General features: G+C 71.5%; 16 protein-coding genes and 1 rRNA gene. 8 read left to right on the top strand and 9 right to left on the bottom strand.

Features of this window, described 5'->3' with window-relative positions; translation table 11 throughout:
• Positions 1 to 325: 325 nt before the first annotated feature.
• A complete protein-coding gene (locus AC07DI_RS13660) occupies positions 326 to 832 on the top strand; it encodes an Rv3235 family protein (RefSeq protein ID WP_478904420.1) in 507 nt (168 codons plus the stop codon).
• Between the two features lie 87 nt (positions 833 to 919).
• On the opposite strand, the gene secA is transcribed toward AC07DI_RS13660, so the two are convergent.
• Complete coding sequence (secA, locus tag AC07DI_RS13665) at positions 920 to 3,754, bottom strand: preprotein translocase subunit SecA (RefSeq protein ID WP_384255107.1); 2,835 nt, start codon at positions 3,752 to 3,754, stop codon at positions 920 to 922.
• A gap of 223 nt (positions 3,755 to 3,977) precedes the next feature.
• Between secA and AC07DI_RS13670 the strand changes: the two genes are divergently transcribed.
• Both AC07DI_RS13670 and AC07DI_RS13675 read left to right on the top strand, forming a co-directional pair.
• Entirely contained in the window at positions 3,978 to 4,550 is a 573-nt protein-coding gene (locus tag AC07DI_RS13670) for a GNAT family N-acetyltransferase (protein ID WP_384255109.1), read from the top strand.
• 37 nt (positions 4,551 to 4,587) lie between these two features.
• Positions 4,588 to 5,751 carry a winged helix-turn-helix domain-containing protein gene (locus AC07DI_RS13675; protein ID WP_478904423.1) on the top strand — a complete coding sequence of 388 codons (1,164 nt, stop codon included), beginning with the start codon at positions 4,588 to 4,590 and terminating at the stop codon, positions 5,749 to 5,751.
• Here the strand turns inward: AC07DI_RS13675 and AC07DI_RS13680 are convergent.
• The 7 genes from AC07DI_RS13680 to mtnA form a co-directional block, all read right to left on the bottom strand.
• Positions 5,744 to 6,487, bottom strand: a complete 744-nt coding sequence (locus tag AC07DI_RS13680) for a response regulator (protein ID WP_384255114.1) — start codon at positions 6,485 to 6,487, stop codon at positions 5,744 to 5,746. The genes AC07DI_RS13675 and AC07DI_RS13680 overlap by 8 nt on opposite strands.
• Positions 6,488 to 6,683: 196 nt before the next feature.
• Positions 6,684 to 7,376, bottom strand: coding sequence for a ribosome hibernation-promoting factor, HPF/YfiA family (gene hpf / locus AC07DI_RS13685; RefSeq protein ID WP_384255116.1), 693 nt, complete (start codon positions 7,374 to 7,376; stop codon positions 6,684 to 6,686).
• A gap of 314 nt (positions 7,377 to 7,690) precedes the next feature.
• The gene (locus tag AC07DI_RS13690; RefSeq protein ID WP_478904426.1) at positions 7,691 to 8,542 is read right to left on the bottom strand and encodes a ComF family protein; all 852 of its coding nucleotides are present in this window, start codon (positions 8,540 to 8,542) and stop codon (positions 7,691 to 7,693) included.
• Positions 8,543 to 8,682: 140 nt separating this feature from the next.
• A complete protein-coding gene (locus tag AC07DI_RS13695; protein WP_478904428.1) occupies positions 8,683 to 10,548 on the bottom strand; it encodes an LpqB family beta-propeller domain-containing protein in 1,866 nt (621 codons plus the stop codon).
• Positions 10,538 to 12,646, bottom strand: coding sequence for an MtrAB system histidine kinase MtrB (gene mtrB, locus AC07DI_RS13700; protein ID WP_384255120.1), 2,109 nt, complete (start codon positions 12,644 to 12,646; stop codon positions 10,538 to 10,540). The genes AC07DI_RS13695 and mtrB overlap by 11 nt, the downstream gene beginning before the upstream one ends.
• 1 nt (position 12,647) lies before the next feature.
• Positions 12,648 to 13,337: a two-component system response regulator MtrA gene (gene mtrA, locus AC07DI_RS13705; RefSeq protein WP_189176211.1), complete on the bottom strand. Its 690-nt coding sequence runs from the start codon at positions 13,335 to 13,337 to the stop codon at positions 12,648 to 12,650.
• 4 nt (positions 13,338 to 13,341) lie between these two features.
• Positions 13,342 to 14,496 (bottom strand): S-methyl-5-thioribose-1-phosphate isomerase, encoded by a 1,155-nt coding sequence (gene mtnA / locus AC07DI_RS13710; protein ID WP_478904431.1) that lies wholly within the window; start codon positions 14,494 to 14,496, stop codon positions 13,342 to 13,344.
• A 140-nt stretch (positions 14,497 to 14,636) separates the two neighbouring features.
• Here mtnA and AC07DI_RS13715 point away from each other — a divergent pair, with 140 nt between their 5' ends.
• From AC07DI_RS13715 to AC07DI_RS13735, 5 genes are read left to right on the top strand one after another with little or no spacing between them, the layout of a single operon-like run.
• Entirely contained in the window at positions 14,637 to 15,998 is a 1,362-nt protein-coding gene (locus AC07DI_RS13715; RefSeq protein ID WP_478904433.1) for a hypothetical protein, read from the top strand.
• 4 nt (positions 15,999 to 16,002) lie between these two features.
• Complete coding sequence (locus tag AC07DI_RS13720; RefSeq protein WP_478904435.1) at positions 16,003 to 16,749, top strand: DUF4129 domain-containing protein; 747 nt, start codon at positions 16,003 to 16,005, stop codon at positions 16,747 to 16,749.
• A complete protein-coding gene (locus AC07DI_RS13725) occupies positions 16,746 to 18,011 on the top strand; it encodes a DUF4350 domain-containing protein (RefSeq protein ID WP_478904437.1) in 1,266 nt (421 codons plus the stop codon). Before AC07DI_RS13720 ends, AC07DI_RS13725 begins: the two co-directional genes overlap by 4 nt.
• Positions 18,011 to 18,997 (top strand): AAA family ATPase, encoded by a 987-nt coding sequence (locus AC07DI_RS13730; protein WP_478904478.1) that lies wholly within the window; start codon positions 18,011 to 18,013, stop codon positions 18,995 to 18,997. Before AC07DI_RS13725 ends, AC07DI_RS13730 begins: the two co-directional genes overlap by 1 nt.
• Positions 18,997 to 20,307 carry a DUF58 domain-containing protein gene (locus AC07DI_RS13735; RefSeq protein ID WP_478904439.1) on the top strand — a complete coding sequence of 437 codons (1,311 nt, stop codon included), beginning with the start codon at positions 18,997 to 18,999 and terminating at the stop codon, positions 20,305 to 20,307. The genes AC07DI_RS13730 and AC07DI_RS13735 overlap by 1 nt, the downstream gene beginning before the upstream one ends.
• An 82-nt stretch (positions 20,308 to 20,389) precedes the next feature.
• Here AC07DI_RS13735 and rrf read toward each other — a convergent pair.
• A 5S ribosomal RNA gene (gene rrf, locus AC07DI_RS13740) occupies positions 20,390 to 20,483 on the bottom strand; the annotation flags it as partial.

The raw sequence follows: 20,483 nt of genomic DNA on the forward strand, positions 1-20,483 counted from the left end.
GACTGACCGCTTTCGTCCATGTCCGCGCAGGCGGACCTTCGTGGCCGTGGAAGACCTTCAGGATACGTGCGGGAGTCCCCCATCGGGCTCCCCCCACCACGCCCCGCACCGTCAGCGCGCGTCCCGGCCCTCGCCCCGTGCGCTCCGGTGCCCGCCGCGCCTCCAGGGCCCCGCGTCCCCCTGATAGGTGAACCTCGACGCGGCTGCCGCCCGCCCTCGGGCTCCTTGCGCCCGCCCGTCCCGCCCCCGTACAAGATCTCCAACGCGAAGTTACTCCCCGGTACTTGCCGGGCTCCCCACGAGGGACACCACGACGGAGGCACGCATGCGCAAGGTGATGACACGGCCCCGCCCCCGCCCGGCCGCGGGCCGGCCTCCCGCGGGCCGTCCGCCCACCCGGAGGGACTCCCGGCGCCCCTCGACACCCTCAAGGCCCTCCACGCCCACGACACCCTCAAGGCCCTCCACGCCCACGACGCCCCGCACCGCGACGGTCCCCGCCCAGCCGCCCCCGCACCCCACCGAGCTCTTCGCCGAACGCCTCGTCCTCGTGCTCAGCGGCCAGCGCCCGATGCACTGGGTGGCCCGGTACATCGCCAACACCGCCTTCGACGACCTCGCCCGCCTCGCCGAGCTCAGGCCGCTCTCCGCGAACGGCCACCGCCCCACGGTCCGCCGGATCGGCCACTACCAGCCGCACCCCGAGACGTACGAAGTCTTCGCCCGGATCGCGACGGGCCCGCGACTGCGCGCGCTCGCGTTCCGCCTGACGCTCGGCCCGGACCGCAGGTGGCGCTGCACGGCCGTGGAAACGGACCCGAGCCACGCCTAGCAGGCCTCTCCATCCCCGATGCGCGCACGCCAGAGGGGCCGGGCAGCAGCCCGGCCCCTCCAGTCACCTCACTACGACAGCGGCCGCCTACTTCTTGCGCCGCCGCCCGCCCTTCTGCGCCTTGCGCCGCTCCGCCCGGGTCATCCCGTCTGACTCGGACCGGACGCCCTCGCCGTCCGTGGTGAAGTCGCCCTCGTCGACCCCGCCCTCGGCGTTCGGCGCCTGGAAGTGCAGGCGGTCGGGCCGCTGCGGAGCCTCGAGGCCCTTGGCGTGGATCTCCGGCCGCGCACCGGCACCGGCCGGCACCGCGTCCTGCGCGCCGTCCTTCGTGAGCGAAGGCGCCGAGTCCTCGACGGGGACCTCCTCGACCTGCTGCTCGACCTGGACCTCCAGGTTGAACAGGTAGCCGACGGACTCCTCCTTGATGCCGTCCATCATGGCGTTGAACATGTCGAAGCCCTCGCGCTGGTACTCGACCAGCGGGTCCTTCTGCGCCATGGCACGGAGGCCGATGCCCTCCTGGAGGTAGTCCATCTCGTAGAGGTGCTCGCGCCACTTGCGGTCGAGGACCGAGAGGACGACACGCCGCTCCAGCTCACGCATGATCTCGGAGCCGAGCTGCTCCTCGCGCGCCGCGTACTGCTGGTGGATGTCGTCCTTGATGGCGTCGGAGATGAACTCGGCGGTGAGGCCCGCGCGGTCGCCCGCCTCCTCCTCCAGCTCCTCCACGGTGACCTTGACGGGGTAGAGCTGCTTGAAGGCGCCCCACAGCCGGTCCAGGTCCCACTCCTCGGCGAAGCCCTCGGCGGTCTCGGCGGCGATGTACGCGTCGATGGTGTCGTCCATGAAGTGGGCGATCTGCTCGTGCAGATCCTCGCCCTCCAGGACGCGACGGCGCTCCCCGTAGATGACCTCGCGCTGGCGGTTGAGGACCTCGTCGTACTTCAAAACGTTCTTGCGGGTCTCGAAGTTCTGCTGCTCGACCTGCGACTGCGCGGAGGCGATGGCGCGCGTGACCATCTTGTTCTCGATCGGCACGTCGTCCGGCACATTGGCCATGGACATCACGCGCTCGACCATCTGGGCCTTGAAGAGGCGCATCAGGTCGTCGCCGAGCGACAGGTAGAACCGGGACTCGCCGGGGTCGCCCTGACGCCCGGAACGACCGCGCAGCTGGTTGTCGATACGGCGCGACTCGTGCCGCTCCGTGCCGAGGACGTAGAGCCCGCCGAGCTCCTTGACCTCTTCGAACTCGGCCTTGACGGCACGCTCGGCCTTCTCCAGGGCGGCGGGCAGCGCCGCGGCCCACTCCTCGACGTGCTCCACGGGGTCGAGACCGCGCTGGCGCAGCTCGGCCTCGGCGAGGTCGTCGGGGTTGCCGCCGAGCTTGATGTCGGTGCCTCGTCCGGCCATGTTCGTGGCGACGGTGACGGCGCCCTTGCGGCCGGCCTGGGCGACGATGGTCGCCTCACGGTCGTGCTGCTTGGCGTTGAGCACCTCGTGCTGGATGCCGCGCTTGGAGAGCTGCTGGGAGAGGTACTCCGACTTCTCCACGGAGGTGGTGCCGACCAGGATCGGCTGCCCCTTCTCGTGCTTCTCCGCGATGTCGTCGACGACGGCGGCGAACTTCGCGACCTCGGTGCGGTAGATCAGGTCGGACTGGTCGGCGCGGACCATCGGCCGGTTCGTCGGGATCGGCACGACGCCCAGCTTGTAGATCTGGTGGAACTCGGCGGCCTCGGTCATGGCCGTACCGGTCATGCCGGAGAGGCCGCTGTCGTAGCCCTCGCGCTTGTAGAGGCGGAAGAAGTTCTGGAGGGTGATGGTGGCGAGCGTCTGGTTCTCGTCCTTGATGTCCACCCCTTCCTTCGCCTCGATCGCCTGGTGCATGCCCTCGTTGTAGCGGCGGCCGGCGAGGATACGGCCGGTGTGCTCGTCGACGATCATGACTTCGCCGTCGATGACGACGTAGTCCTTGTCCTTCTTGAAGAGTTCCTTGGCCTTGATGGCGTTGTTGAGGTAACCGACGAGGGGCGTGTTCACCGACTCGTAGAGGTTGTCGATGCCGAGCCAGTCCTCGACCTTGCTCACGCCGGACTCGTGGATGGCGACGGTGCGCTTCTTCTCGTCGACCTCGTAGTCCCCGGTCTCCTCGATGCCCTTGAGGGGGTTGCCGGGCTCGCCCTTGGTGAGGCGGGTGACCAGCTTGGCGAAGTCGCCGTACCACTTGGTGGCCTGGTCGGCGGGGCCGGAGATGATCAGCGGCGTACGCGCCTCGTCGACGAGGATCGAGTCGACCTCGTCGACGATCGCGAAGTTGTGGCCGCGCTGCACCAGCTCGTCCTGCGACCACGCCATGTTGTCGCGGAGGTAGTCAAAGCCGAATTCGTTGTTCGTGCCGTACGTGATGTCGCAGGCGTACTGCTCGCGGCGCTGGGCCGGCGTCATGTTGGCCAGGATGCAGCCGACGCTCAGACCCAGGAACTTGTGGACGCGACCCATCATCTCGGAGTCGCGCTCGGCCAGGTAGTCGTTGACCGTGATCAGGTGGACGCCCTTGCCGGACAGGGCGTTCAGATACGCGGGGAGCGTGCCGACGAGGGTCTTGCCCTCACCGGTCTTCATCTCCGCGACATAGCCCATGTGCAGCGCGGCGCCGCCCATCATCTGGACGTCGTAATGGCGCTGGCCCAGGACGCGCTTGGCGGCCTCGCGGACGGTCGCGAAGGCTTCGGGCATGAGGTCGTCGAGCGTCTCGCCGTTGGCGTAACGCTCCTTGTACTCCTCGGTCAGCGCGCGCAGCTCGGCGTCGGAGAGGCTGACGAAGTCCTCTTCGATGGAGTTGACCTGGTCCGCGATGCGGTGCAGCTTGCGCAGGATCTTGCCTTCGCCTGCACGCATGATCTTCGAGAGGACGGACACGGGGGTTGGTCTCCTTGCCGGTCGGGCCTGGCATGGTCGGTTTTACTCGTCGGGCAACGGCCATCGTATGCGAGGACCAGCCTGCCCCGGGAGGTCTGCCATGAGGTCAACGGGCGAGGGGCTCCGAAGGTGCCGGGTTGTCCCTATCAGGGCCTCGCGCACGGTGATCGCGAAAGCCCGTAAAACGCTGGCCCCACGCGCTGCGTCCCAGCAGAATCGCTTGATGGAGCCCGTCACCCTCACCACCGAGCGTCTGTCCCTGAGCGTCTTCACGCCCGAGGACATCGACGAGACCTGCGCGGCCTGCCAGGACCCGGACATCCAGCGCTGGACCACCGTCCCCTCGCCGTACGCGCGCGTGGACGCCGAGAGCTTCGTGCGCACGATGGTCCCCGAGGGCTGGCGCAACGACACGGAGTACACCTTCGCCGTACGTCCCCTCGCGGGCGGCCCCCTGCTCGCCGCCGCCAGCCTGCACCACCCGCGCTCGGGCACCTGGGAGGTCGGCTACTGGACCGCCAAGGAGCACCGGGGCCGCGGCTACATGACGGAAGCCGTGCTCGGCCTCGCCCGCTGGGCCTTCACGGACCTGCGCTGCACCCGTCTGGAGTGGCGTGCGGAGGTCGGCAACACCGGCTCGCGGGCCGTCGTGGAGAAGGCCGGCTTCACCGTGGAGGGCGTGCACCGCGCGGGCCTGCTCAACAAGGAAACCGTCCGCGACTGCTGGGTCGGCGCGCTGCTCCCCTCGGACCTCGGCATGCCCTCCACGCACCCGTACCTGCCCGCCAGGGCGTGAGGTCCCGCTGTCAGTGCCGCCCCCTATCGTTCGCACCATGACGAGCCTGCCGAGTCCCACCACCGAACTCTCCGCCGACGAGGCCCGCCGTATAGCCCTGCGCGCCCAGGGTTTCCTGGGCGCACCGGACCGAAGGTCCGGTGCGCGGGGCGTGCTGCGCCACCTCGGCGCGGTCCAGCTCGACACGATCTCGGTCCTGGCCCGCTCGCACGAACTCATCCCGTACGCACGCCTGGGCGCCGTGGGCCGCGACACCGTCGAGGCGGCGTACTGGACGGGGACGCGCGCCTTCGAGTACTGGTCGCACGCCGCGTGCGTCCTGCCCATCGAGGAGTGGCCGCACTTCGCCTTCCGCCGCCGCGCCTACCGCACCCGCCCGCACTGGCACCACGACCTCCCCGCCGCTGCGTACGAGCAGGTCATCAAGCAGCTGCGCACCGAAGGCCCGCTCACCGCCACCGAGTTGGGCGGCGCGAAGAACAAGGGCGAGTGGTGGGACTGGTCCGAGTCGAAGATCGCGGTCGAGCGGGCGCTGATGTACGGCGAGGTGGTGTGCACGGAGCGCCGCTCCTGGAAGCGGGTGTACGACCTGGCGGAGCGCGCCATTCCGGACGCGCTGCTCCATGACGACCTGGACGACGCGGAGTGCCTGCGCCGTCTGGTCCGCCAGGCCGGTGAGGCGCTCGGCGTCGGTACGCGCGCGGACATCGCCGACTACCACCGCCTCAGGGGCGAGCAGTTCGACGCGGTGGTCGCGGATTCGGGTCTGGTGCCGGTGACGGTCCAGGGCTGGGCCAAGCCTGCCTGGGCGGACCCGCGCGCGCTGGAGACGACGCCCCGCGGCCGGCACCGCACGACGCTCCTGTCCCCCTTCGACTCACTGATCTGGGAACGGGCCCGCACGGAGCGGATCTTCGGCTTCACGCACCGCCTCGAGGCGTACGTGCCCAAGCCCAAGCGGGTCCACGGCTACTTCGCGATGCCGTTGCTCGCGGGCGGCAGGCTCCTCGGCCGGGTCGACCCCGCGCGCGAGGGCAGCACTCTGGTGGCCAGGCAGGTCTCGCTGGACGGCGGGAAGGCGGTCGCCCCGATGGCGCAGGCGCTGCTGGAGGCGGCGTCCTGGGTGGGCTGCGACACCGTACGGGTGGAGCGTGTCGACCGCCCCGAACTGACGGCCGAACTGGTCCGAGCCCTCACCTGATCTCGAGGATCTTCTCCCGCATCGCGTAGACGACGGCCTCCATCCTGGAGTGCAGCTGCAGCTTCTCCAGGATGTTGCGCACGTGGTTCTTCACGGTGTTCTCGGAGATGAACAACTCCTTGGCGATGTCCCGGTTGTTCATCCCGGTGGCGACCAGCTTCAGCACTTCGAGCTCCCGCTCGGTCAGCCGGGGCGCGGGCACCAGCCTGCGCTCGTCGGTGCGCTGGATCATCGACTTGAACTCGGTGAGCAGCTTGGACGCCATCGAGGGGCTGATCTGCGACTGCCCGTCGGCGACCGCCCGGATCGCCGTGGCCACCTCGTCCGTGGAGATCTCCTTCAGGAGATAGCCGGTGGCGCCCGCCTTGATCGCGTCGTAGAGGTCGGCCTCCTCGTCGCTGATCGTCAGCATGATGATCTTGGCGCTGGGGGCCACCTCCTTGATGGAGGTGCACGCCTCGATGCCGCCGCGCTTGGGCATGCGTACGTCCATGAGCACGATGTCGGGGAGCAGATCGGCGGCCTTGTCCACCGCCTCGGCGCCGTCGCCCGCCTCACCCACGACCTGGATGTCCTCCTCGGCGGCGAGGACGATCTCCAGGCCCCGGCGGAAGAGGGCGTGGTCATCCACCACAAGGACCCGGATGGGCTCCTTGCGTGGGGCGCCCGCGTCCGTGCCGATGCCGATGCCGTCGCCGGCACCTTCATGACGCATCGGTCCGAAGCTGTCCGCCATCGTTCCTCCCCCTGAAGGCCGCGGCCTGTTGTGCCTCTGCTGCGCCAACGCCAGGCGACAGCACACCGGTTGACCGGCCCGCCCATGATTTCATGCCCGGCGCCGGTGCGGTGCGCGCACTGGGCGCACGGTGGTGCCCCTGGGGGCGCACAGGCGCTCCAGGGGCACCACCTCGGCTCTCGCGGGGCGGGTCAGGTCAGCCGCCGAGGGCTCCGCCGCCACCGGCCGTCTCGGCCTTGGCGACCATGGGGTCGGTGTTGAGCCTGATCACGCCGTAGTCGTAGGCGTGGCGCCGGTAGACGACGCTCGGTTCCTTGGTCTCGGAGTCGACGAACAAGTAGAAGTCGTGTCCGACCAGCTCCATCTCGTAGAGCGCCTGGTCGAGCGACATGGGGGCCGCGACGTGGGTCTTCTCCCGGACCACGAGGGGGCCTTCGCCCTGGATCTCCAGGGAGCCGATCTTCTTGACCGGCACGCCGTCCGGTTCCTCCTCGCGTACGAGGGAGCCGTCGCCGTTGAGGGTCGCGGCGTCCGGGACCCGCTCGGCGACCTCGGCGGCGGAGAGCCTGCCGTTGCCCCGCCGGTTGTGGCGCTTCTCGTGCTGCTTGCGGAGGCGTGCGTCGAGCTTGGCCGTGGCCAGGTCCAGCGCCGCGTAGGGATCGGCTGCCGAGGCCTCCGCGCGAATCACGGGCCCACGCCCGCGGACGGTGATCTCCACGCGGTCGCAGCGGTCGGCCTGACGCGGGTTGGTTTCCTTGGACACCTCGACGTCGAGGCTGATCACCTTGCCGTCGAGCTTCTGGATCTTGTCCAGCTTCAGCTTCTCGGCCACGTGCTTGCGGAACCGCTCGGGCACCTCGGTCTTGCGGCCCTTGACGACGATGTCCACGCAGAACTCCGTTCCCGGATCGCTCCGCTTCGGCGGCGGAGCATCTCCCTTTTGCACCAGGCCCCGGTGACTCCCGGAGCCTCGGACTCGGTGACTTCCACCTCCTCCTCCCCCATGGGCGAGATCTCCACCCCACCGGCCCGGGTGATTCCGAAAAACCCGCAGGCCGGCATTCCGATTTGCCAGGGACGGCGTTCGCCATTCCTCACAACCGAACATATCTCGCCCGGAGGGAAGTCGTCACCCTCTACTGCCACCTACCTCCATTCAGGTGTATTAGCCCTCTCATCACCTGCAACGATGCAACTTCTCTGTCAGTTCCGGTTTATTTCGAAGGAATCCGGCGACGCGGCGACAACGGCCGCACCGATGGCGTTCTCGCGGCCCAATACCGGCCTTCCCGCAGCCCCCGTTCCCCGTTCTCGTCGGTTCTCCGGTCGCGCGTTCTCTTCCGTGCGCACGGCACGTAATGCCCGGGCCGCCTCCGCCAGCGAGGCACCGGTGGTCATCAGGTCGTCCACGACCACGACCCGGCCACCACCGCCGCCACCGAGCATCCTGCCGCCGCCCGCGGTCACCTCGAGGGCGCCCGCCATATTGGCCTGCCGCTGCCCGGTGTCGAGACCCGACTGATCGGCCACCGCACGCCGTTGGCGCAGCACCGCGAGCACCCGCGCCGGGATTCCCGCCCGCCGCAGCTCGGCCGCCGCGGCGAACGCGATCCGCCGCGCCGGGTCGTGCCCGCGCGCCCGCACAGCGGCCCGCGCCGAGGGCACGGGCACGAGCGACAACGGCATCACACGCCCCTGTGGGCCATCCTGTGTGTCGCCTACCCCGGTTCGCACTGACGTATCACCCCGGACCCGGGATTCGTGCCGCAGAGCGGCGCACACGGCCGCGGCCAGCGCCGACCCCAGAGGCCCGGCGAGCCCGAGCGCGCCGCGCTCCTTGTGCGCGAGCAGAACGGCCCGTACGGCATCCTCGTACGGCGCGACGGCGTGCACGACGGGCAGTCCGGACGGCTCGGGCACCGGCCGCACCCGGCGCGGCACGGCCCCGCACAGGGCGCCGCGGCACGCGTTGCAGAGCGCCGTCCGCAGCTCCCCGCAACCGCCGCACTCGGCAGGCAGCACCAGGTCGGTGAGGTCCTGCCACCACCCGCGCATGCCCACCACCCCCGCATGCCCACCACTGTGTCAAGGCCGGGGCGCCGGGGCCAGCCCTGTGGATAACCCCCTGTGGACAACTGGCCACCGCTGCCGGGACGTCCCCGGGCAGCGGGTGCAGCAGGATGGAGAAGACCAGCTCAGCCCGGGTAGACCGGGGCCATCCCTGCCTTCACCACCGTCTGCCACTGCGACCCCGTCGGCAGCCGCACGATCCCGTCGTCCGAGTGCGCCACCAACGGCTGCCGCTCGTCGTCGGACGCCGCGATCTGCTCGACGCCGGTCAGGCCGGGCAGCGCCGTGCCCGGCAGCACCGAGCCGTCGCACTGGACGTACCGGATCTGCTGCACCCCGCCGGTCTCCCGCCCGACCACCACGAGGCGGCTGCCGCCCGCCCACGACATGGCCGTGACCTCCTCCATCTGCGGCGCCGCGGGCGTGGGGTCGAGGACCGAGATCTCCGGCGTCTCACCCTCGGCGGCGCTCCGCTCGGCCCGGCCGATCCACAGGGACTTCTTGCTCCCCTTCTCCACCAGCAGGGCCACGCGTACGCCGTCGGCCGACACCCGCACCTCCTCGATGCGCCCGTCGAGCCCCGGCACCTCGACCTCGACCGGCGTGCCCCTGCCCTGTTCGAGCCAGAACAGCCGCGGCCGCTTCGGATCGCGGTCGGCGACCCACAGATTGCCCCTGCCGTCCCAACTGGGCGTGGAGAGGCGGTCCTCCTCCGACTTGGCCTTGCTGCGCAGCCGCGCCTTGCCGAGCGCGTCGTCCGAGAGCAGCGATCCCGTGTACAGCGACTTGCCGTCGAGCGACACCCCGGCCGCGCGCTGCTCGTCGCGGGAGACCGCCGCCGAGCGCAGCGGCTGGTCGCCGATGCCGAGGGCGCCCGTCACCGGCTCCGGCTCCACCGTGCTGCCGGAGTTGGCCGACATCCGGACGAGCCGGCGCTTCTTGTCGATGAAGTACTGGTAGTCGGGGCGGTCCGTACTGCGGGGGGCCGCGACGGTCTGCGCCCGGTCCTGGCTCAGGACGCAGAGCATCGAGCCGTTGGAACGCTGCAACGTCACCTGGTCGACCCCCGAGGGCGTCAAGTCCTCGAGGGTGAAGAGCAGTTGCGCGGCCATCTCCTTGCAACTGGTCTGCCCGGCGCCGTCGGACCGGCTGTTCAGCTGTACGGTCAGCCTGTTCTGGTCGTCCAGCGTCAGCGAGCTGTCGGGGTCCTTGAGCGCCGCCCCGGGCGGGAAGCTCGAATGCGCCACCTCGCGCAGCCAGTTCGTCGGCCCCTTGAGCAGCGTCCGCACCGTCTCCGTCAGCGGGTCGATCCGCTGCCGGATGTAGACCGGGTCGGCGACGAGTCCCGTACGGCCGCTCACCCCCGCCCCCGCGGGACCGGCGAAGTAGTACTTGTTGACGGGCCGGTAGATGCGCTGGAAGTCCGATTCGCCGAGCACCACGCCCGTCGGCGGCTTGTCGATGCGCCACTCGTTGCCGCCCGGGCCGCCGTTCTGGCTGAGGTGCACGGACTGGCTGTAGGCGGCGTTCGTGGGGCGGTACGCGTGCTGGTCGTCGACCCGCGCGACCTGCCGGCCCGTCAGCGAGTAGCTGCGGCTGCGGTCGCCCTCGTTCCCCGCGTTGCTCGCGTCCGTGTTCGGGCCGTCCGCGAGCACCGTCGTGGACTGCTCGGGATGCCAGGTCCGCGACGCCTTCTTGCTCAGATACTTGCGCGCCATCGCGAACTGCGGATCATCGCTGGTCAGCGCCTCAAGGAAGCCCTGCACGATCTCCATGGCCTTGGCACCCTCGCGCGGCGGCATGGCGTAGACCCGCACCTGCGACTGCGAGTCCGGGCGCTGCGAGGCGTCGACGGATTTCAGGTTCCCGCTGTCGGGCATCGAGGCGCATCCGGCGAGGAGCGCTCCGCAACTGCCCAGCAGCAGTCCGGTACGCAGGGGGCGTCCGCGCCGCCCCGCACGGTGGCCGCGTCCGGCACGGTCAGCGACCACGACTGCTCTCCTCCTCCCGGTCCGGCCCCTGCTGGCCCGGCCCCCTGCCCGATCCCCTGCCCGACTCACCGGCCGGCTCCCCGGGCGTCTCCCCGTCCTCGCCCGGTGGCTCCTCCCCGTCCAGTGGCCTGCGCGGCACGACCCGCGACCCGTTCCCGGGCAGCGCCGTCGGGTCGACCGGCCCGGCCTGCAGGAACCGCGGCGGTATGGGCCCCTTCGCCGGCACGGGCGGCGACCCGCCCTCGGAGTCCGCGGCGGCCGCCTGCGCGGGAACCGTGGCCAGCTTGCTTCCGCCCGCCAGGGGCAGCCCCGCGTCGTTGAGCCCGCGATGCCGCCGCGAGTCCTCAGGCTCCAGCGGTATCGGCGAGCCCCGCAGCGGCTCGTCCGCCGTCCTCGGCAGCGTCAGCCTGAACTGCGACCCACCGCCCGGCTCACCCCATGCCTGCAGCCAGCCGCCGTGCAGCCGCGCGTCCTCCAGGGCGATGGAGAGCCCGAGCCCCGTACCGCCGGTGGTACGCGCGCGTGCCGGGTCCGCCCGCCAGAAGCGGCTGAACACCCGGGTCGCCTCGCCCGGCTTGAGGCCCACGCCGTAGTCACGTACGGCCACGGCGACCGCGCCGCCCGCGGCGGCGAGCCGCACCACGACGTCCTTGCCCTCGCCGTGCTCCACGGCGTTGACGACGAGGTTGCGCAGCACCCGCTCCACCCGGCGGGCGTCGGCCTCGGCGACCACGGGCTGCTCGTCCCCGACCACCCGTATGTGCGTGCCCTTGCGTTCGGCGAGCATCTCGGCGCCGCCGACGGCCCTGCGTACGACCTCACGGAGGTCGATCGCCTCCGCCTCCAGGGCGGCCGCCCCCGCGTCGAACCGGCTGATCTCAAGCAGATCGGCGAGCAGCGACTCGAACCGGTCCAGCTGGTCGGCGAGCAGCTCGGCCGACCGCGCGGTCACCGGGTCGAAGTCCACGCGCGCCTCGTGGATGACATCGGCGGCCATCCGTACCGTCGTCAACGGCGTACGCAGTTCGTGCGAGACGTCGGACACGAACCGCCGCTGCATCCGCGACAGCTCCTCCAGCTGCTGGATCTTCAGCTGCAAATTCTGCGCCATCTTGTTGAAGGCCTCACCGAGGCGAGCGATGTCGTCCTCCCCGGTGACCTTCATACGTTCCTGAAGGCGCCCGGCGGACAGCCGCTCGGCGATGCCCGCGGCCATCCGTACGGGTGTGACGACCTGGCGCACCACCAGCCAGGCGATGGCCCCGAGGAGCACCACGACGAAGAGCCCCGCGGTCGCGAGCGTCGTCCTGACGAGGTTCAGCGACTCCTCCTCCTGCGTCAGCGGGAAGAGGTAGTACAGCTGGTACGGGTCGCCGTTGAGGTCGTTGAGCCGCTTGCCGATCACCAGCGCGGACTGCGGCTCGCGGCCGTCGTCGTACACCACGCGGGTATTGGCCTGGTAGACGCCCGTGCCGTTGTCGACCTGGCGGCGCAGCTCCTCGGGGACACTCAGGATCGGCTCGACGCGGCCCGAGGCCCGCGATCCGCGCACGCTTCCTGAGTCGCCCGCGGAGGTGGGGCTCAGCGTCACCACCGCGAACGCGTTCTGGCCACCGCTTGAGAGTTGCTCGACGAGGTCGGACATCCACTTGGCGGCGTTGCGCCCGTCGGCCGCGCTGCCGTCCTGGCCCTGCCCCTGACCGGTGCTCAGGCGCGCCGCGTTGACACTGTCCTGCGCGGCCCGGAAACCGCCGTCGGCCTGGCTCTGGGAGGCCTTCACCTTGGCCTTGAGCAGGCCGTTGTTGACCGAACTCATGACGGCGAAGCCGAGCATGAGGACCACACCGAGCGACATCAGCAGGGTGGTGGCGACGACCTTCAGCTGGATGTTGCGCCGCCACAGCCGCAACGCGGGCAGCAGCGGACGGCGCACCCAGCGCACGAAGAGCCGCAGCACGGGGCTGCCCTGCACCCCGTCCTGCAACAGCAGCCCGCCGTCGACGAGCCGCGCGAACCGGGACGCGCCACGTGCCGGTCCAGTCCGCCCCGAGCGGCCCCTCGGACTCCCGGGCGCCGGGGAGGAACTGTCCCGGGACACGTCAGCTCGGTCCGGCCTTGTAACCGACACCACGGACGGTCACCACGATCTCGGGCCGCTCGGGGTCCCGCTCGACCTTGGAGCGCAGCCGCTGGACGTGCACGTTCACCAGGCGGGTGTCCGCCGCGTGCCGGTAGCCCCAGACCTGCTCGAGCAGCACCTCACGCGTGAACACCTGCCACGGCTTGCGCGCCAGCGCCACAAGCAGGTCGAACTCCAGCGGCGTCAGCGCGATCGACTGCCCGTCCCGCTTCACGGAGTGACCGGCCACATCGATGACCAGGTCACCTATGGCGAGCTGCTCCGGCGCGGGCTCCTCCGACCTCCGCAGCCGCGCCCGGATCCGGGCCACGAGCTCCTTCGGCTTGAACGGCTTGACGATGTAGTCATCAGCCCCCGACTCCAGACCGACCACCACATCGACGGTGTCGCTCTTCGCCGTGAGCATGACGATCGGCACTCCGGACTCCGCCCTGATCAGACGGCACACCTCGATCCCGTCACGGCCCGGCAGCATCAAATCGAGCAGCACAAGATCAGGCTTGGCCTCCCGGAAAGCGGCCAGCGCCTTGTCGCCATCAGCTACGAACGACGGCTCAAAACCTTCACCACGCAGCACAATCCCGAGCATCTCGGCCAGTGCGGTGTCGTCGTCGACGACAAGGACTCGTCCCTTCATGCCTGACATCATCCCATTAGCTAATCGTTACCTGGCGTGACCTGGCACACAGCTCGGCAAGGCCCTCTGCTGTCACAGGTGACAGAACGCCCTCTTCCGTGACGATCGCCGTCACCAACTCGGGCGGCGTCACGTCGAATGCGGGGTTGTACGCCTGGGTCCCCAGGGGTGCCACCGGAATACCGCCTCCCGCTTCCATCCCGGCCACCGGCACGAACGGCGCCGTGACCTCCGTCACTTCATGACCGCCTCGCTGCTCGATCTCGATGGCCGCTCCGTCCGGCGTCCTCGGGTCGACGGTCGTCACCGGCGCCACCACGATGAACGGCACGTGGTGATAGCGCGCCAGCACAGCGAGCGGATAGCTCCCCACCTTGTTCGCCACCGAACCGTCGGCCGCGATGCGATCGGCGCCGATCAGCACCGCGTCCACCTCACCGGCCGCGAACAGCGAACCCGCCGCGTTGTCCGTGAGCAAGGTGTACGCCATCCCGTTCCGCGCCGCCTCGTACGCGGTGAGCCTCGACCCCTGCAGCAGCGGCCTCGTCTCGTCCACCCACAGTCTGCGCAGGCTCCCCTCCCGGTGTGCCTTGAGCGCCACCGCGAACGCCGTGCCCTCCCCTCCGGAGACCAGTGCCCCCGTGTTGCAGTGCGTCAGGATCCGGTGCCCGCCGCCGGGCAGCATCTCGTCGAGCAGTGCCAGGCCGTGGGCGGCCATGCGGCGGCTGGCCGCCGCGTCCTCGGCGTGCAGGGCCCGCGCGGCGTCGAGCGCGGCGGCGGCCTGCGCGGCCTCGGCGCCTTCCGCCACGGCGGCGCGATGCGCGGCCTGGGCGCGGCGCGCACCGTAGGCGAGATTGACGGCGGTGGGCCGCGCCCCGGCCAGGGCGTCCGCCGCCGCGTCCACGTCGAAGCCGCGGGCGGCGGCGAGCGCGACCCCGTAGGCCCCCGCGATGCCCAGCAGCGGCGCCCCTCGCACCGCGAGTGTCCGGATCGCCTCCACCAGGGCCGGTGGGTCGGTGCAGACCAGCTCGATCTCCTCGCCCGGCAGCCTGGTCTGGTCGAGCAGGACCAGCACAGGGCCCTCGGGTGGGTCGTCCCATCGGATAGCGGGAACCGTCGGTATCCCGGTCGGCCGGTTGTCCTCGCTGGATTGCGCGTACTGATCAGCCATCCGCCCAGTCTGCCCCGTACCCCGCGGACAATTGAAGGTGTACAGCCGCTACGGCACCCGGTCACCTCGCGGGGACACCGTGACACGATGGCCGTCAACCTGCCGCCGCGCCCGCGGACGGGCACCTTGAAGGAGCGACGATGAACGACACTCCGGGCTGGGCCTCGCCCGGATCTGCCCCCTCCGACGGACAGGACTCCGCCGGACAGGACTCCGCCGGACAGGACCCCGGCACGCCGGGCGCCGCCGGGCCCGCGGACGCCGGCCCGCAGGACGGTCCGCAGGACGGCCCGTCCAAGTGGTCGAAGGAGCAGCCGCCGCGCGCCCAGTGGTCCCCGCCCAGCACTCCCGGCCCGGGTCAGGCACCGCCTCCGCCGCCCCCTCCGCCCGGTCAGGGCGGCGGCTGGGGCTGGGGCGGCCCACCACCGGGCGGCCCCGGCGCTCCAGGAGGCCCTGGAGGTCCCGGAGGCCCCGGGGGCTACCGGGGCTGGGGAGCCTGGCAGGGGCCCCCGCCCGCGGCCAAGCCCGGCGTCATCCCGCTCCGCCCGCTCGGCGTCGGCGAGATCCTCGACGGCGCGGTGTCGACCATGCGCGCCCACTGGCGCACGGTCCTCGGCATCTCCCTGACCGTGGCCGTGGTCACGGAGATCCTCGTCGTCCTCCTCCAGGGACTCGTCCTCAACGAGTCCGTCGACTCCGAAGCCCTCGACGACCCGAGCGCGACCGTCGGTGAACTGACCCGCGCCATGGGCGACACGCTGCTGAGCTCCGGAGTGGTCCTCGTGATCACCCTGCTCGGCACCATCGTCGCGACCGCCCTCCTCACCATGGTCACCAGCCGCGCCGTGCTCGGTAAGCCGGTGACCACCGCGGAAGCCTGGCGCGACTCCCGCCCCCAGCTGGCCAAACTGTTCGGCCTGACGCTGCTCATCCCGCTCATCGGCGTCGCGATCGTCCTCATCGGCATCCTGCCCGGCCTGCTGATCTCGCTGGCAGGACCGTCCGACGCCGGAGCCGCCCTCGCCGTACTGGGCGGCCTCGGCGCGGGCGTCGTCGCCATCTGGACCGTGGTCCGCCTCTCGCTCTCCTCCCCGGCACTCATGCTGGAGAAGCAGGGCATCAAGAAGTCCCTGAACCGCTCCGCCAAGCTGGTCCACGGCTCCTGGTGGCGGGTCTTCGGCATCCAGCTGCTCGCCGCGATCATCGCCAACGTCGTGGCGTCGATCATCGTCATCCCGTTCACGTTCATCGCCGGCGCGGTCAGCGGCGAGGGCGTCACCGGCTTCCTCGACAGCACCGGCGAACTGGGCTGGACCTTCCTGATCGTCAGCGGCATCGGCTCGGTCATCGGCTCCATGCTGACGTTCCCGATCACGGCCGGCGTCACCGTGCTCCTCTACATCGACCAGCGCATCCGCCGCGAGGCCCTCGACCTCGAACTCACCCGCGCCGCAGGCGTCCCCGGCCACGGCCCCACCCCGCCCGGCACGCCGGGGAGCTGATGCGGTGACCGCGGCGGGGGCAGTACACAGAGCGGCAGGGGCAGTACTCGGGGAGTTCGGAGCGGCGCCGCTCCTGCCGCGCACCGGCGACGACCCACCGGTGACCATTTCGCGCGACCCCGCGCGGGAGGCCGCCGAACGCGAACTGTCCAAGCCGATGTACCACGAGAACGACCCCAGCCTCCTCCAGCGCGCCCTGAACCGCTTCTGGGGCTGGGTCGACGACCTGTTCTCCGCCGCCTCGGGGGTCACCCCGGGCGGCGGACTCGGGCTCCTGGTCATCCTGATCGCAGTCGTGCTCGTGGCCCTCGCCCTCTGGTGGCGCCTGGGCACCCCGCGCCGCGCCGCCGCCTCCGCTCCCGCCCTCTTCGACGACCGCCCCCGCAGCGCCGCCGAACACCGCGCCGCCTCCGAGGCGCACGCCGCCCGGGCCCACTGGAACCAGGCCGTGCAGGAACGCACGCGCGCGGTCGTCCGCGCCCTCGAGGAGCGCGCGCTCCTCGACCCCCGCCCCGGCCGCACCGCCGACGAAGCCGCGGCCGAGGCCGGCCGCACCCTTCCCGCCCACGCCGACCGGCTCCGCTCCGCCGCCCACGAGTTCGACGACGTGACGTACGGCGGCCGCACCGCGGACGAAGCGGCATACCTCCGCCTTGCCGGTCTCGACCGCGACCTGGAACACACCAAGCCGGTCCTGACCAGCACCGCCCCCACCACGCCGAGCAGCAGCTCCCAGGGGGACGCCGCATGACCGGCCCCGCCCCCGCCACGCAGCCGCCCCGGCCCTCCGCCCCCGGCCCCACCCCACAGCCGCCCCGGTCCGCCGCGCCCCCGGCCGCCTCGACGTCGATCACCCCCACGCCCCGCCAGCTCTGGACCCGCTCCCGAGGCATCGCCCTCGCCCTGGTCGTCCTCCTCGCGGCGGCCGTCGCCATGGCCGCGGCCCGCTCCGGCGCCCAGCACGGGCGGCTCGACCCGCGCTCCGCGGACGCCCACGGCAGCCGGGCCGTCGCCGAACTCCTCGCCGACCGGAGCGTGTCCACCCGCGTGGTCACCACCACCGAAGAGGCCAGGTCCGCGGCCCGCCCCGACACGACCCTCCTGGTGGCCGACCCCGACCTGCTCACCGGAGGCCAGCGCTCCCGTCTCCACACGGCCACCGAGAACTCCGGCGGCCGCACCGTCCTCGTCGCCCCCGGCACCACCTCGGTCGAGGACCTCGCCCCAGGGGTCACCGCGGACCCCACGACAAGCGCCGACTCCACGCTCTCCCCCGGCTGCTCCCTCCCGGCGGCCCGCCGCGCAGGCACCGCCGACATGGGCGGCATCCGCTACGACACCCTCGCTCCCGACGCCGAGTCCTGCTACCTCAGTGACGGCCTCCCCAGCCTTCTGCATCTCCCCGCCCCCCGCGGAAAGGGCGACACCGTCGTCCTCGGCGCCCCCGACATCCTCTACAACGACCGCCTCGACGAGCAGGGCAACGCCTCACTCGCCCTCCAACTCCTGGGCTCCCGCCCCCACCTGGTCTGGTACCTCCCCTCGCTCTCCGACGACGGGGCCGCCACCGACTCCGAACGCCGCAGCTTCTTCGACCTGATCCCCTCGGGCTGGCGCTGGGCCACCCTGCAACTCACCGTCGCCGCCGCACTCGCCGCCCTGTGGCGCGCCCGCCGCCTCGGCCCCCTCGTCGCCGAACGCCTCCCCGTCGCCATCCGCGCCTCCGAGACCGCGGAAGGCCGCGCCCGCCTCTACGGCAAGGCCAACGCCCGCGACCGCGCCGCCACGGCCCTGCGCGCCGCGACACGCACCCGCCTCGCCCCCCTCGTCGGCGTCTCCCCCACCTGGGCCCACACGCCCGAGACCCTGCTCCCCGCCCTCACTTCCCGTCTCCACACCCCCGGCCAGGACCCGCACCACATCCTCTTCGGGCCGCCACCCGGCAACGACGCAGCACTCATCGCCCTCGCCGACCAACTCGACGCCCTCGAAAGAGAGGTACGCCACTCATGATGGACCCGACCACTGACAACGGGCCCACCGAAGATCCTCGCGACGCACGCGCTTCCCTCGAAGCACTGCGCGCCGAGATCTCCAAGGCCGTGGTCGGCCAGGACCCCGCCGTCACCGGCCTCGTCGTCGCCCTCCTCTGCCGCGGCCACGTCCTGCTGGAAGGCGTGCCCGGCGTCGCCAAGACGCTGCTCGTCCGCGCGCTCGCCGCGAGCCTCGAACTCGACACCAAGCGGGTCCAGTTCACCCCCGACCTGATGCCGAGCGATGTCACGGGCTCCCTCGTCTACGACGCCCGCACCACCGAGTTCTCCTTCCAGCCCGGCCCGGTCTTCACCAACCTCCTCCTGGCCGACGAAATCAACCGGACCCCACCCAAGACCCAGTCCTCGCTCCTCGAAGCGATGGAAGAACGCCAGGTCACCGTCGACGGCACCCCCCGCCCACTCCCCGATCCCTTCCTCGTCGCGGCGACCCAGAACCCCGTCGAGTACGAGGGCACGTACCCCCTCCCCGAAGCCCAACTCGACCGCTTCCTGCTCAAACTGACGGTCCCTCTGCCCTCCCGCCAGGACGAGATCGACGTCCTCACCCGGCACGCGGACGGCTTCAACCCCCGCGACCTGCGCGCCGCCGGCGTACGCCCCGCGGCGGGACCGGCGGACCTCGAAGCGGCCCGTACCGCCGTCGCCAAGACCTCCGTCTCCCCCGAGATCACCGCGTACGTGGTGGACGTGTGCCGCGCCACCCGCGAGTCGCCGTCCCTCAGCCTCGGAGTCTCCCCGCGCGGCGCCACGGCCCTGCTCTCCACGGCCCGCGCCTGGGCCTGGCTCACCGGCCGCGACTACGTCATCCCCGACGACGTCAAAGCCCTGGCCCTGCCCACCCTCCGCCACCGGATCCAGCTCCGCCCTGAGGCCGAGATGGAGGGCGTCACCGCCGACTCCGTCATCACCTCGATCCTCGCCCACGTCCCGGTCCCCCGCTGATGGCCCTCACTGGACGCACCGCCCTCCTGGCGGCTCTCGGCAGCCTTCCGGTCGGCTTCTGGGACCCCGGCTGGACCGGCATCCTCGCCGTCAACACCCCTCTGGCACTGGCCTGCGCCTGCGACTTCGCCCTGGCCGCTCCGGTACGCCGCCTCGGCCTGACCCGCACCGGCGACACCTCCGTACGCCTGGGCGAGAGCGCCGACGTCGAGCTCACCCTCACCAACCCCTCCGGCCGCCCGCTGCGCGCGGAACTCCGCGACGCCTGGCCGCCGAGCAGCTGGCAGCCCGGCACGGAGATCACCGCGTCCCGCCAGCGCCTCACCGTCCCGGCCGGCGAGCGCCGCCGCCTGACGACGCGCCTGCGCCCCACCCGCCGGGGCGACCACCAGGCGGACCGCGTCACCATCCGCTCGTACGGCCCGCTCGGCCTCTTCACCCGCCAAGGCAGCCACAAGGCCCCGTGGACCCTGCGCGTCCTGCCGCCCTTCGCCAGCCGGAAGCACCTCCCCTCCAAGCTGGCCCGCCTGCGCGAACTCGACGGCCGCACCAGCGTGCTCATCCGGGGCCAGGGCACCGAGTTCGACAGCCTCCGCGACTACGTTCCCGGGGACGACACCCGCTCCATCGACTGGCGCGCCACCGCCCGCCGGTCCAGCGTCGCGGTCCGCACCTGGCGCCCGGAGCGCGATCGGCACATCCTGCTGGTCCTCGACACCGGCCGCACCTCTGCGGGCCGCGTCGGCGACGCCCCGCGCCTCGATGCCTCCATGGACGCCGCCCTTCTCCTCGCCGCCCTGGCCTCCCGCGCCGGCGACCGCGTGGATCTCCTGGCCTACGACCGTCGAGTACGCGCCCTGGTGCAGGGCCGATCGGCAGGCGACGTCCTCCCCTCCGTGGTCAACGCGCTGGCCACCGTGGAGCCGGAACTCGTCGAGACCGACGCCCGAGGCCTGACCTCGACGGCTCTGCGAACCGCCCCGCGCGGCGCACTGATCGTGCTGCTCACAAGCCTGGACACGGCCCCCATCGAAGAGGGCCTCCTTCCCCTGCTCCCCCGCCTGACCAAACGCCACAAGGTCCTGGTCGCATCGGTGGCCGACCCTCATATCGAGAAAATGGCAGCTTCCCGCGGAACAACGGAAGCGGTCTACGACGCGGCGGCAGCCGCCCAATCGCAGTCGGAACGTCACCGCACTGCGGAACAGCTCAAACGCCGCGGCGTCACCGTCGTGGACGCGACCCCCGACAACCTCGCCCCCGCCTTGGCGGACGCATACCTTTCCCTCAAGGCCGCCGGCCGCCTCTGACCCGCAGCGGCCGGGAGCCGTGAACGCAAAAAAAGCCGTGGTCCCCAGACATTGTCTGGGGACCACGGCTTTATCAAATTGAGTTCGGCGGCGTCCTACTCTCCCACAGGGTCCCCCCTGCAGTACCATCGGCGCTGTGAGGCTTAGCTTCCGGGTTCGGAATGTAACCGGGCGTT

The sequence above is a fragment of the Streptomyces sp. NPDC044106 genome, from assembly GCF_056433985.1.